Annotated in this window: 7 protein-coding genes; 6 read left to right on the top strand and 1 reads right to left on the bottom strand. The window is 39.6% G+C overall.

All coding sequences use genetic code 11. From position 1 onward, the window contains the following. Window positions 1-13: 13 nt before the first annotated feature. Entirely contained in the window at window positions 14-3,259 is a 3,246-nt protein-coding gene (locus MWU78_RS13815; protein ID WP_246998681.1) for a TonB-dependent receptor, read from the bottom strand. 683 nt (window positions 3,260-3,942) lie between these two features. Between MWU78_RS13815 and MWU78_RS13810 the strand changes: the two genes are divergently transcribed. From MWU78_RS13810 to MWU78_RS13785, 6 genes are all read left to right on the top strand, one after another. Next, window positions 3,943-5,415 carry a sulfatase-like hydrolase/transferase gene (locus MWU78_RS13810; RefSeq protein WP_246998680.1) on the top strand — a complete coding sequence of 491 codons (1,473 nt, stop codon included), beginning with the start codon at window positions 3,943-3,945 and terminating at the stop codon, window positions 5,413-5,415. 7 nt (window positions 5,416-5,422) lie between these two features. After that, window positions 5,423-8,242 carry a heparinase II/III family protein gene (locus tag MWU78_RS13805; protein ID WP_246998678.1) on the top strand — a complete coding sequence of 940 codons (2,820 nt, stop codon included), beginning with the start codon at window positions 5,423-5,425 and terminating at the stop codon, window positions 8,240-8,242. Beyond that, window positions 8,242-10,227: a glycoside hydrolase family 97 protein gene (locus tag MWU78_RS13800; protein ID WP_246998676.1), complete on the top strand. Its 1,986-nt coding sequence runs from the start codon at window positions 8,242-8,244 to the stop codon at window positions 10,225-10,227. The genes MWU78_RS13805 and MWU78_RS13800 overlap by 1 nt, the downstream gene beginning before the upstream one ends. Window positions 10,228-10,576: 349 nt before the next feature. Then, window positions 10,577-11,779 carry a DUF4861 family protein gene (locus tag MWU78_RS13795; protein ID WP_246998675.1) on the top strand — a complete coding sequence of 401 codons (1,203 nt, stop codon included), beginning with the start codon at window positions 10,577-10,579 and terminating at the stop codon, window positions 11,777-11,779. A gap of 137 nt (window positions 11,780-11,916) precedes the next feature. Then, window positions 11,917-13,176, top strand: coding sequence for a glycoside hydrolase family 88 protein (locus tag MWU78_RS13790; protein WP_246998673.1), 1,260 nt, complete (start codon window positions 11,917-11,919; stop codon window positions 13,174-13,176). 17 nt (window positions 13,177-13,193) lie between these two features. Then, window positions 13,194-14,507: a sugar porter family MFS transporter gene (locus MWU78_RS13785; protein ID WP_246998671.1), complete on the top strand. Its 1,314-nt coding sequence runs from the start codon at window positions 13,194-13,196 to the stop codon at window positions 14,505-14,507. Window positions 14,508-14,527 lie beyond the last annotated feature (20 nt).

Below are 14,527 nucleotides of genomic sequence, written 5' to 3'. Positions count from 1 at the left end.
AAATAGCTAAACCTTAAAGGGATACTTTTAAACCTAAGGCCCATGTACGCATGAATGGATAGGCGCTGTTATTAGAACTACGCTGAAATTCGGGGTCATATCCATCTTTTACACTGGTAGACTCAAACAAGTCATTTCCTGAGAAATAAATACGCACTGTATTAATAGGTGTATTTCCGATTTGTAATCCTTTAAAGTTATATCCCACAATAAGCGATTTTAATCTCACATATCTATTATTTTGTAAAATGTGGTCCTTACTTCTATAGTTCCATCTAGATAGTCCACGTTGGGTAGTTAACCTAGGAAACTCAGCATTACGGTTATCTTCCGTCCATGTTCTGCCTAACCACGTATTGGATTGGTTCTGCCATTCTGCTTGAAAAGGTTGTGCAAAATAACCTTCCCTATATATTTGATGATCAAGAGCCCCCTGGAAAAATGCGCTTACATCAAAATTCTTGTATTTAAAATCAAAATTCAATCCGTAGACATAATGTGGAGCAGCATCCCCTTTGTACGTTAAATCATCATTATCAAGGTTACCATCCCCGTTGGAATCTACAACAATCATATCTCCTGGTCGCAAGGCATCATTTGAGCTTTGTGATGGCAATATGCCTCCTGGGTTAAGACTGGCATAATAAGCGTCAACTTGAGCTTGAGAATCAAAATAACCATCAGTTTCCCATAAATAAAACGAGTTGATTGGTTTTCCTAAGATGTTTCTAGATCTATCAGTATCATTTAGGTTTTCAAAAATTGTTTGAGCCCCATCATATTCAGTAATTTCATTTCTGGAATCACTCATATTAGCACTTATAGTGAAGTCCAAATCACCCACTTTACCTTGCCAACCCAACATAGCTTCCCAACCTTTAGTTTCCAAGGTACCTATATTGGTAAACGGAGTCGCTGTTCCTAGCACATCTGGGGTAATACCTCTAACAAGCATCCCTACATTGTCTTTCTGATAAAGGTCTAATGAACCGAATACTTTGTTATTAAATAATCTAAAGTCCAAACCAATCTCTTTTGAAACAATACGTTCCCATGTTGTAGTACTACTAAATAAACTACTGGCTCTTGAAGTTGCTTGTTGATTTGCGTTTGTTTCACCAAAAACAGTAGTACCAAAGCCAACAGTTGATAAATACCCAAAATTACCAATACCGGAAGTACTACCTAATTCGCCATAACCACCTCTTATTTTTAAGAATGATACGATGTCGCTATCATTAAGAAATTCTTCCGCACTTAAAACCCAACCACCGGATACACTACCGTAGTTAGACCATTTGGCACCTTTTGCAAATCTTGAAGATCCATCTCGTCTACCTTGGAATTCCAATAGATATTTTCCTTTATAATCATAATTTACACGTCCGATATATCCGAAAAAGCCCCATGTATTACCACCTCCTGAAGTTGTAACAAGTTGATCTGTAGCGCCTAAGTCAATATCGTATACACCATAATCAACAAAGCCATTTCTCCTAATGTTATACTCATTTAGTTCATTTTTCTCTGCTTCTATTGCCAATAAACCAGAAATATTATGATCTCCAAAGCTATTCGTATAATTCAAAGCACCTTTATAGTTCTTATAGGTAATGTTGCCATCCTTTCCATCTGGTCCAGTTCCTTCTTGAATATAACTTGTATTATTTATATTATTGGAGAAACCTCCGTCCCAACTATAAAGAGGTACTGAAACCGCATATGCTTGATATTCGCTGTTTTGTCTACTAATGGCATATGATCCTATAAAATTTAAATTGTCAGTAAATTTATAGGTAGCCTGTGCAGCTATTTTTAACTGCTCAACGGCCTTATTTTCCCGGCCTCCATCTTTAACCTGTGCTATGGCATTTCTATCACCTGTAATATTAACACCCCCAAAATTTGCGTAATATTGTCCATCGGGGTTATAAGTCGGGAATAAAGGTGCATCCCATGTAGCTGCCTCCCTTGCCAAACCCGATGTTGGTCCAGAAAATTTATTATGTAAATAGCTTATATTGGTATTTAGACTTAGTTTATTACTTATATCAACACCATAATTTATAGAGAAATTATATCTATCAGCACTATCATCTGCTACTTTCAAACCACCAACATTTTCATCATAACCCGCAGAGATACGGAAATTACTTTTTTCAGTACCTCCAGATACACTTATATTATGTTGGCTAGAATATGAGTTCCCGAACATTTCATCAAATCGGGGCGCATTACCCAACCATATTCTACCATTTATGGGTAAATCGTAATACCCTTCTTCTCCAGCTGCTATTCTATCTACAGTTTCAAGGTCGCTCCAAAAGAAATAACGAGGAGGTTTTCCAGAAGCTAAATCTTCGCGAGCTGCCGCTGCATAAAGTTGTCCATATTGAGACATAGTTGGTGATGGTGGGCGAATCCCTATAGTACCCATTCGAGTAATTGTACTTATATCTACCTTAACATCTCCTTTTCCTTTTTTAGTGGTTACTAAAATTACACCACCAGCGGCACGAGAACCGTATACAGATGCAGAACCACCTTTTAATACACTGATACTTTCAATATCATTAGGGTTCATATCATTAAAAGAGGATGAATTTATAGCAGGAATACCGTCTATAACAATAAGGGGGTCTATGCCATTTATAGAAGAGGCTCCTCTAATAAGAAAATTAACCCCTTCGTCGCCTGGTCTTGACGATGTTCGAGTAACAACCAGACCGGGTGTTCTACCCTGTAGTGCCAAAGCTGGACTTCCTACTGCCAAATCTTCAAAGGCTTCAGCTTTAACCTGCTCAATAGAACCTGTTAGCGTTTCCTTTTTTGCCGAACCATAACCTACTACTACTACCTCATCAAGAGCACTTACATCGGTATCCAATGATATGTTTATTACCTTATTGGATCCTACCACCATTTCTTTGGTAGTATAACCCATGGAGGAAAACACAAGTACACTATTACTCGAGGGAACGGTAATGGCATAATTTCCATCAAAATCTGAGGTGGTACCACTATTGGTACCCTTTACTATTACATTGACCGCCGGAATTGGCATCCCGTCTTCGGAGCTGGTCACCGTACCGGTGATGGTCAACTCCTGATCCTTGTCCAATTCTAAAATTGGTACCCCCAAAACACTATTTGTGCCGGCTGCCATTAACCCAGTTGATCCACTGAGCAATAACCCTACTATTACCATAAATCCGGTAACATACTTTAAACTAAATTGTTTGTTTTTTTCAGTAATCATAAAAGTTTCATTTAAATGGTTGTTTATTGGTTAATTGTGAATGAATTTGCCAACAAATTAATACCACGTTCTTGGCGTTAATATTTGTTAAGGCAATGTTAAAAATAATTCTAGGACCAAGGTTTAAATTATGGCTCAAAGGGTATAAATTATCACTCCTTTACCGTCTAAATAGGCAAAATCATTACCCTGAAATGTTCATTAGTGTAAAATCATCCCCATTTTTATAATTTAAAAGTGCCCCCAAAATCAACCCTTGATCAGCTTATAAAAATGCACTTAACTCATCACGGATTGTACCGATGCATCAATAGTGTATATTTTATTAGTGTTCTCGAGGAATCTATGAGGTTGTAAAGGTTTTATTCTAAACCGTATTTAAGGATGCTGAATATTGGCAAGTAAATGGAAGAATAATTTTTTGACCCTGTAAAAAGGCCTGCCAATAGGGCAAATAAGTGCATAAAGAATCATAATTTATACCCTTTGAACCATACTTTATGATTACTTAATAAAACTCTAACTAAAATTGTAATACAAGAAAGTCCAGTTCTATTATGAACACAACACTGTAGAAATAATAGGCCTTAAACAACGGAATTTTGCTTTTTGCACCATTAGTTATTGCCAAAGAAAAATGAAATACGAGGCTTCCAACTATGGAGAAATTTAAACTTTATTATATGAGAATTTTTGTATTTGTTTTGGGGTTATGTTCCCTGATAGTAACATCGTGCAAATCTACCCCCAATTCCGTGAAGGTAGTTGACAAGTCCCGGCCCAACATTATTGTGCTGCTTTGCGACGATCTAGGTTATGGGGACCTTTCCTCCTATGGCCACCCTATTATTAAAACACCCAACCTTGATAATTTGGCCGAGACTGGAATAAAGCTTACTAATTTTTATTCCGCCGCTCCCGTATGTTCCCCTTCAAGGGTAGGGTTATTAACGGGTAGAAGCCCGAATAGGGCAGGCTTGTACGATTTTATTGTTGGCGGTCATAAGGAAAGGGACGATCTAAAGGATCTGGTTCATTTGCAAGCCGATGAAGAAACCATTCCTCAGCTACTTAATTCTGCTGGATATAGCACTTGTTTGGTAGGTAAGTGGCACGGCAGTTCTTTGTTCAATTCCGAAGAACAGCCACAACCGGACCACTTTGGTTTCCAACACTGGTTTGCTACCCATAACAATGCGTCTCCCAGTCATAAAGATCCAAAAAACTTTGTCCGTAATGGAGCCGAGGTGGGCAAATTGGAAGGATTTAGCAGTCAGCTTATCGTTGATGAGGCTATACATTGGCTCGACAAAAAAAAGGGGGACAATCCTTTCTTTCTGGAGGTTGCCTTTCATGAGCCCCACGAACCTATCGCATCACCGGAAGACTTGGTAGAAAAATACCTTCAATTTACTGATACGCTTGAAGAAGCGGAATATTTCGCAAATGTAGAAAACGTAGATATTGCTGTTGGCAGATTAATGGCCTATTTAAAAAATAACGGCTTGGATAAAAACACCCTTGTAGTATTTACCTCGGACAACGGCCCTGAAACGCTGTTGAGGTATAACCGGGCAAAACGTTCCTATGGTTCCCCCGGCAATTTAAAAGGAATGAAATTATGGACCAACGAAGCGGGCTTTAGAGTGCCCTGTATTATAAATTGGTTGGGCAAGGAGACCTATATCGGAACTTCGGATGCAGTAGTTTCGGCTTTGGATTTTTTACCCACTTTTTCGGAATTGGCCGGGGCTAGTTTACCAAAGAAGGAATTGGATGGTCAAACGATCACGTCATTATTAAACACGGGATCTGTTGCACGAAGCAAACCCTTGCTATGGGGTTTTTACAATGCACTTAACCAACATGTAATCGCCATGCGCAGTGGTGATTGGAAAATAATGGCCCGACTGAAGAACGAAGATGGGTATCTCCCTAAAATCCTAAATGTACATCGCGGCAACGAGGCTTTGGTGAAAAATGCAACGCTTACCGATTTTGTCCTGTATAACCTAAAACAGGATATAGCGGAAACACAGGACCTTTCAACAAAACATCCTGTGATTCTTGAACAGCTGAAAAAAGAGCTTCGCCAGGAATATAAAGCCCTTTTAAACGATAGTCACATTTGGGAAAGGAAGCAGGACAGCAAATAAAATATATATGAGAAATAAAATTTTTGTTTTTGCTACGATCGTCTTCCTATGTAATTGTGAATGGGCATTTGCACAATTCCTTTTTCCTGATTCCATAGAAAGGGCGCATCCTCGAATGTTGGTCCCTCATTTAAACAAGGACAACATCCTACAGAAAATTGAAAATTCAGAAGAAATTAAGTCGGCCTATACGGCATTTAAAAGTGGACTAATAAAGTATGTGGACCAATATAAGAAGAATCCGGAGTGGTTGTCTTCCCGTTTTCAAATGTATTGGAAATCGCATGCCACCGATGTGTTCGTGGAGGGGGAATTTTATTCCCACGCCACAGGTCGTGCCCCGGTACCTACTGTAAGGTTTACAGGGCAGAGAGATTATGTTACGGCCTATAAAACTCCCCAGCTACAGGATATAAAACCCTATTTGGAGGACAAAAGAGGCTTGTATTTACAAAACAAAAATACAAATGATTGGGAATGGGTGCCCCCATCCAAAACAGGAAGGATTATAGAAAACACCAATGAGAACATCATGAAAATAGCCCGCAATGCGGCCATCGTGTACTTTATTGAGCGCGATGAAGATTATGCCCAATTAGCGGCCCATCTTTTTGATGTGTACATGCAGGGGTTGTATTACAGGAAAGAGGTTGTAGATCTTCAGCATGGGAATGTACAGCGAATCATTGGTCTCACATCTTTCCAGGTCATCAAAGAAAACATTGTGGACGAACTGGCGGAAACCTATGGATTTCTCTACGATTATATTCAGGAGAAGAAAAAGCCTATGGTTTCCATATATACAGGGTCTCTAAAAAAATTGGCTGAAATAATCATAAAAAATGGGGTCCCCGATAATAACTGGAACCTCCATCAGGCTAATTTTGTAATACAACTGGCTCTGGCTTTGGATGATGATAAGGACTATGAAGGCGGCAAGGGCTGTCAATACTACCTGCATCGCGTATTTAACGAGACAGAAGCCAGACAATGGTCGGTTGCCGATGTTTTGGCCTATGGTTACGATCAGGATAATGGAGTTTGGAATGAAAGTGCCGGCTATGCCCTAAGTGTTGCCAAGGGGTATACCCATATGGCAAGGATAATCCAAGAAGCCGTTGGGGTAGATATTATGCCGGCCATGCCCATAATTCCAAAAGCAGTGGAGGTCATGCCGCAGTATTTGTTCCCCAACAAACATATAGTGGCCTTTGGCGACTCGCACTATGGAACCTTGGAATCAGAACCCTTTATGGATCTAGTGGCCAATGCCCAAATGTTTGGTAAATCCCAGCAAGAGGAGAAATTTACTTCCATGTTGTATATGCTCAACGGCAAGCAGGACATGCTTAAGGAAAAAAGGAGAAAAGATCCGTTTTTAGATTTTCTATTTAATACGGAAGTAGTGTTGGATACGGGCATCTCAGCTGCAAAGCAAGATCATTTTATGACCCAAACCTTTTATGCACCTAACGTTAGTTGGCTGACCATGCGAAACGGCCACGACCCCGAACACGGCCTAATGATATCACAGGTAGCATCCTTGGGAAACCATGCGCATTCCAACGGTATGGCCATGGAACTATATGGCAAAGGCTATATCCTGGGACCTGAAGGCGGTAGGGGCTCCAGTTATTTTCAGCCCGATTATCGCGAATACTATTCCCAATTTCCTGCCCACAACACGGTTTCCGTAAATGGAAAATCGGAATACGAAAAAATGCGGAGCTATTACCCTTTTCAGGTGAATAACCTATACCCGCAGAGCGAGAGGAAGACCGGGTACTACCCTTATATTGGGTTTTCCGATCTTTATTTCAACGAACCCAGCACCAAATCTGATCAAAACCGGGTAATGGCTATTGTTAGGACAGGAGAGAAGACAGGCTACTATATTGATATTTTTAGATCTAGAACAAAAGCCAATAATGCTGATTATCATGACTATTTCTACCATAATTTGGGGCAAGAATTACACTTCACAACTGAGGATAATCAACCATTAATATTAAAGCCTTCATCAAAATTAAACTCAAAATTGGGCAACATAAAAGCATATGATTATATGTTTGATGAGTCATCCGCAAGAATAGATAGTCCGTTTAAGGCAACATACAATCTTTCTATTAACGAAGAGAACATAAAGATGAATATGTGGATGAACGGGAACGAAAACCGAGAACTTTTTAAAGCAAAATCGCCCCATTCCGAGGCCTTCAGAAACATACTTCCAGAAAAAATAGAGAAAGCACCATTACTGACCACCGTGGTTAGGCAATATGGCGAAGCTTGGAAAAGACCTTTTGTTACCGTTTACGAGCCTTCTACTACCAAAGAACCAGCAACCATTACAGCGGTAAAACCATTTGCGGTCGCTAATGATAAGCCAAGTTTTGTGGGACTACAAATTGATAGTAAAACAGATAGAACGGATTATGTGTTTTCTTCCGAGGTCTATGATTCGTATCAACATAAATCAATTGAATTTACAGGAACCTTTGGGGTGTTGACCAAAGATGGCAATTCTGCAACACTTTTTATTGGGGCTGGAAAAGAAATGGGTTTTGATGGTTATACTATTGAAATACTAGGAAAAAAATCGAGCTCGGCCACCTTGGTTACAGGGCAGCAATTAAAGTTAACTTGTAACGACGCAATTTTATTGACCGTACCTGACAACTATAAAGAAGGCAAGGTGGTATTAAATATCGGATTTAAAGAGTTGCAAGGCGCAAGAAAAAATATAAACGGTAAAAAAGTAGTACAGTTTAAAGTACCCCCAACAAATTTTCAAAATATTTCAATTGAACTAAAAACAATAAATTAATGAACCCATTTTTAAAAAAGTGTAGGGTAGCACTCTTACTATTATTAAGTTTCAGTAGTTGTAAACAAACAGAAGTCATTGCATTGACCTCACCGGACGGATCAAAAAAAATAGTGTTTTTGGACGATGAAAATCAAAACGACCTTACTTTTTCGGTCTACTATGATAACAAGGAAGTTATTCAAACCTCAGTTTTGGAATTACTTTCAGAAGAATTGCATTTTTCAGGAAAAATCTCTGTAGAAAAAATAGAAAATACTTCGGAAAACGCTCATTGGAATTCAAGGTTTAGTGAATTGAGTACCATTCCAAATCATTACAATCAAACAAAAATACATTTAAGACAGGGTGAGGCGAAAGTCAATATAATAGCAAGAGCTTACGATGAGGGGATTGCTTTCGCTTATGAAATTCCTGAGCAAAAGGGATTGGAAGAAATAGGTTTAAGTGAAAATGTACACTACAATTTTTCTGAAGATTTTCCGGTTTGGTCCACCCCAAAACGTGAAAAAGGAGTACTTACGGCGCAAGGGGAATACAGAAAAATTCCCATAACGGAGTTACAAGAAGGGGCAGACCGTCCATTGTTGATTGAAATTGGTGATAGTATAAAAATTGCCTTAGCGGAAGCAGGATTGGTAGATTATGGCCGATTGAGTTTTAATAAAGGCAACTCATCCAAATACAGTATAGTTTCTTCGCTTGATGGTAAAGCAGGGGAGCAAAAACAAGACACCATAACGGGAGCTGTGATTGGCGAAAGTAAAATTGAAGGCGCCAAGGTGCATAAAAAACTACCTTTTCAATCACCATGGCGTGTAGTCATGATTGGAAGTAGTTATGGACAATTACTTGAAAATAATTACATAATTCAAAATTTAAATCCTCCTACGGAAATTGAAGACGAATCATGGATTACTCCTGGAAAGGTACTTCGTGAAAGCACCTTAACCACTCAAGGCGGTTTCGCTGCCATCGATTTTGTAGCCAGCCATAATATGCAATATGTGCATTTTGATGCCGGATGGTATGGCAACGAGATGGACAATGCTTCCGATGCCACAACGGTTACTTTAGACCCCAAACGCTCTAAAGGTCCGTTTGACATTGAGGCAATCTGTAAGTATGCCAAAGAAAATGGCGTTAAGGTTATGCTATATGTAAACCGTAGATCTTTGGAAAAACAATTGGACGAGATATTACCATTGTTTAAAAAATGGGGTGTTTCTGGGATTAAATTTGGCTTTGTGCGGGTGGGAGACCAAGATGCAACTACCTGGATGCACGAAGCCATAAAAAAAGCGGCCGAGTTTGAAATGGTTGTAGATGTGCACGATGAATATAGACCCACGGGCTTTTCTAGAACCTATCCCAATCTGCTGACCCAAGAAGGTATTCGTGGCGACGAGGAAACCGTACCCAATGAACATACGTTAATTACTATGTTTACCAGAATGTTGGCAGGAGCTGCCGATAATACGGTGTGCTATTATAACACACGTGTGGATAAAATGGGCTCGCAGGCATCTCAATTAGCGAAAACGGTATGCATTTTTAGTCCGCTGCAGTTTTTATACTGGTACGATAAAGCTCCGGCAGCCCCGGTTAAAGACGATGGGCTTTGGGGCGATACCAAGACCATTGGAAATGAGCCGGAGTTGGAGTTCTTCAATAATGTGCCAACAACTTGGGACGAAACAAAGGTATTGCAAGCTGAAATTGGAGAAATTGGTGTGATAGCCCGTAGAAAAGGGAATGATTGGTTCGTGGGAGGTATTAATGGCAAAACTGCACGGCAAGTAGAACTGAATTTTTCATTTTTAGAGTCTGCTACTACATATAAAGCCAAAGTGTATACAGATGATGAAACGGTTAAAACCAGAACTCAAGTTAAAATTGAAGAAATTGATGTCACCTACAATTCAAAATTAAATATAGACCTGAAAAGCAACAATGGTTTTGTTATTCATATCACTAAAAAATAATCAATATTAACCCGATGAGTAAAATATCCCAATTGAAATTACTGTCCCTTTTACAAGTAATAGGAATGGTTTCTTTAAAGTCAAAAAAAAGCGGAGTAAGCACAAAAAAAAGCTGATAGTTTACCAAAAAGAGCCACTGTTTTGTAAGTAGGGGGGAAATAGCCATAAAGAATCATAATTTATACCCTTTGAACTATATTTTATGTTATCCAATTCACATTCTGGCTAAACTTGTACTTGATATTTATGTGCATGTCCCCAACAGCTAATAATGTAATAAACGAGAACCTCGGATGATGGCACTCCATGGAACCAAGGTTCTATAAATAGAACAAAGACAATGAGATATATGAAAATAAGCATTGGAACATTATTGATAAAGGGCTATTTGTTGGTAGCTATGGTTGCCGTTTCCTGTAGTAATCCAACTGAAAAAGAAAAATTGACTTTACAGGTCAAAAATGGGCTTAATATTCCCCGTGCAGAAGTGGTTTCATTATCCACCCAAAAATTGAAAAATTTTCTGGAAAACGAAAAAAAGGAACACCTTAGAATCCGTAAAGAAGATTCCAATGACTATCAGAGAACCCAATGGATCGATTACGATCAAGATGGCACTGACGATGAATTGTTGTTTGAGGCCGAAGTGGCTGCCAATTCAGTATCCAAATACATTATTACCTTGGATAGTACCAAAATGGCCCAAGAATCTGATGTTGTTGCATATTCCCGATTGGTACCTGAGCGGACGGACGATTATACTTGGGAAAACGACAAAGTAGCCTTCCGCACTTACGGACCAACTGGTCAGAAAGAGGCTTTGGAAGGTGTACCGGGCAGTACGCTTTCCAGTGGAATTGATCTTTGGCTAAAACGAACAAAACAGTCAGTAATTAATAAGTGGTATTCCGAACACTTAAAAACACCCGGTTACTACCACATAGATCACGGAGAAGGATACGACCCCTACCATGTAGGCGGAAGTAGGGGTACCGGGGGAATTGGCATCTATAAAAACGACAGCATATATGTTTCCCAAAATTTTACCGAAGCCAGGACCATAGCAGACGGACCTCTTCGTACAGTATTTGAACTGGATTATGCCCCTTGGAGCGAATATGGCCTGAGGGAAACCAAAAGAATAAGTTTGGACCTAGGAAGCAACTTTTCAAAATTTGAAATTGTTTTGTCACCTGAAAAAGAAGTCCCCAATATCGCAATAGGCATTACGCTTCATGAAAACGAAGGGGAAGCCAAACTCAACGAGAACGAGGGTTGGTTCCGTTATTGGGAGACCATGGACGGCACCTATTTGGGCGAAGGCATTGTAATTGACACTTCGGTCGTAGATACAGCCTTTGTGCGCGAAAGCAAAATAACAGATCAAAGCAATTTGTTGGTCATCGCCAAACCCAAAGGTAGTTTGACTTATTATGCCGGGTTTTCCTGGGCAAAAAGCGGACAGATTTCAAAGGTTGAAGACTGGGATAACATTCTATCACAACAAGCCAAAATTATTGCCAACCCTTTAGATCTATCAATAAAAGAATAATTAAACAAAAAACTCCCGATTTACCAATGGCCAAAAAATTAAAACAATAATTACAATAGGTGTATAAATATCCCAAGGTCGTGACCGAATGGGAAACACATATTAACTGAACATCACAAATGACTAACCATTAAATAATGACAAATAAATTACAAGTTTTAACTTCCTTAGTTTTGATATCCCTTGCCATTGGTTGCGGCAATAAGAAACCTCAAAAAAGCAATAACCCTACCTTTGATATAGATAAGCAACTGGCATATTGTGAACAGCAGGCTACCAAGACTTTAACCCTCATACCGAACGATAATAAGAGTATTCCTAGAAATATTGCTCCGGAAAGTCAGGAATGGCGTTTTATAAACTACAAGGATTGGACAAGCGGATTTTGGCCAGGAACCCTGTGGTATCTATATGAAAATACCAATAGTGCAAAATGGAAAGAACAAGCCGACTCCTTCAGCAGGTATCTTACCCCTCTTTCGGTTACTCCTGCCCTAGATCATGATCTTGGCTTTCAGGTTTTCAACAGTTTTGGAAATGGATATAGGCTAACTGGCAATCCTGAATACAAGGAAATTATACTTAAAACCGCAGACACCTTGGCTACATTGTTCAATCCAAAAGTGGGAACAATCCTTTCTTGGCCCCGCGAAGTACCCAATATGGAATGGCCTCAGCACAATACCATTATGGACAACATGATCAACTTGGAACTTTTGTTCTGGGCGTCAAAAAATGGAGGTGATAAATCCTTATATGATATTGCGGTAAGCCATGCCGATGTAACAATGAAAAATCATTTTAGACCAGATTACACCTCGTATCATGTAGTAGTATACGACCGGGAAACAGGGGAAAAAATAAAAGGGGTTACACATCAAGGATATGCCGACGATAGTATGTGGGCCCGCGGACAGGGATGGGCCATTTATGGTTACACCATGGTATATAGGGAAACGGGTGATGCCAAGTATCTGGATCAAGCACAAAAAACTGCCAAAGTATATCTGGAACACCTACCGAATGATCTTATTCCCTATTGGGATTTTAATGCGCCAAACATCCCCAACGAACCAAGGGATGCCTCCGCAGCGGCCTTGGTTTCATCAGCGCTTTTGGAACTTTCTACCTTCACCAAAGATTCAATTCTGGCAAAAAATTATGCGGATAAAGCCGAAAAAATGCTTGTAGAACTATCCGATAACTACCAAAGCAAAGATAAAAATTCGGCATTTTTACTGCATTCCACAGGCCATAAGCCTAATGGCAGCGAAATTGATTATTCCATCAACTACGCAGATTACTATTACGTGGAAGCATTGCTAAGGTTAAAAAAACTAAAGGCTGGTAATTCTTTAACCAAACCCCTATCAACCGATATCAAACCAAAAGATTAAGGTACAAAACCAAACTTATGAACACTAAACTATTATATACCGCTTTTGTGGTGGCCATGGCCGGATTCCTTTTTGGTTTTGACACCGTGGTTATTTCAGGAGCCGACCAACAATTACAGAATTTATGGAAAACCTCCGATTTGTTCCATGGTACCTTTGTGATGTCCATGGCATTATGGGGAACTGTGATCGGCGCCATATTTGCACACATACCCTGTAATGGGATAGGGAGAAAAAATACTCTATTTTGGATCGGGGTACTGTATTTTATATCGGCCTTGGGTTCCGGCCTTGCATCCGACCCCTATACGTTCTCATTCTTCCGCTTTTTGGGCGGACTTGGGGTTGGGGCTTCCACAGTGGCCGCACCCACCTATGTTTCGGAAATAGCTCCCGCTAAAAATCGGGGAAAATTGGTAGTGCTTTACCAGTTAAACATTGTATTGGGCATCTTAATCGCCTTTATTTCCAATTATTTATTGAAAGATGTAGGTATACAACCATGGCGATGGATGGTTGGTATAGAAGCCCTTCCCGCATTAATTTATGTCATAGCTATTGCCCGTGTCCCAAAAAGTCCCCGCTGGTTATTGGATAGAAAAGGGGATGTAGTAAAGGCTAAAGAAATATACCTGGAACTTACCGGTACTGAAATGGACCTGACCTTATGGTCAACTCCCGAGCCTACCCAAAAGCCCAAGAAACATCTTTTCGACAAAAAATACCGATTTCCGTTAATCCTGGCCTTTTTAATCGCTTTATTCAACCAACTCTCGGGCATAAATGCATTTCTATACTATGCCCCTAGAATATTTGAATCTGCAGGTTTGGAAGCAAGTGCTTCCTTATTGAGCAGTATTGGAATTGGTGTGACCAATCTGTTGTTTACCCTTTTAGGCCTTTACCTAATTGACAAGCTTGGAAGAAAAACATTGATGTACATTGGTTCCTTTGGATATATTATTTCCTTGTCCTTAGTAGCTATGGCCTTTATATTGGATTGGGAGGGAATAATGGTGCCTATCTTTTTATTCCTGTTTATAGCCGCCCACGCTATTGGACAGGGTTCCGTAATTTGGGTGTTCATATCAGAGATATTTCCAACAGAGGTAAGGGCTCAGGGGCAATCTTTTGGTAGTTCTACCCATTGGGTCCTAGCCGCCTTAATAACCCTTTTTATGCCTTTGGCCATGGCCGGTCTTTCCAGTCCCGGATATGTGTTTTTGTTTTTTGCAGCCATGATGGTCCTACAATTATTGTTCGTAATTTTTATGATGCCTGAAACCAAAGGAAAAACCTTGGAGGAACTACAAGAAACTATATTGAAATAATACATAAAATTAAACCATTG

The organism is Arenibacter sp. F26102 (assembly GCF_023015865.1).
Lineage (GTDB): Bacteria > Bacteroidota > Bacteroidia > Flavobacteriales > Flavobacteriaceae > Arenibacter.
Note: the sequence above shows the minus strand (reverse complement) of the source record. Positions and strands in the feature narration are given on the sequence as shown.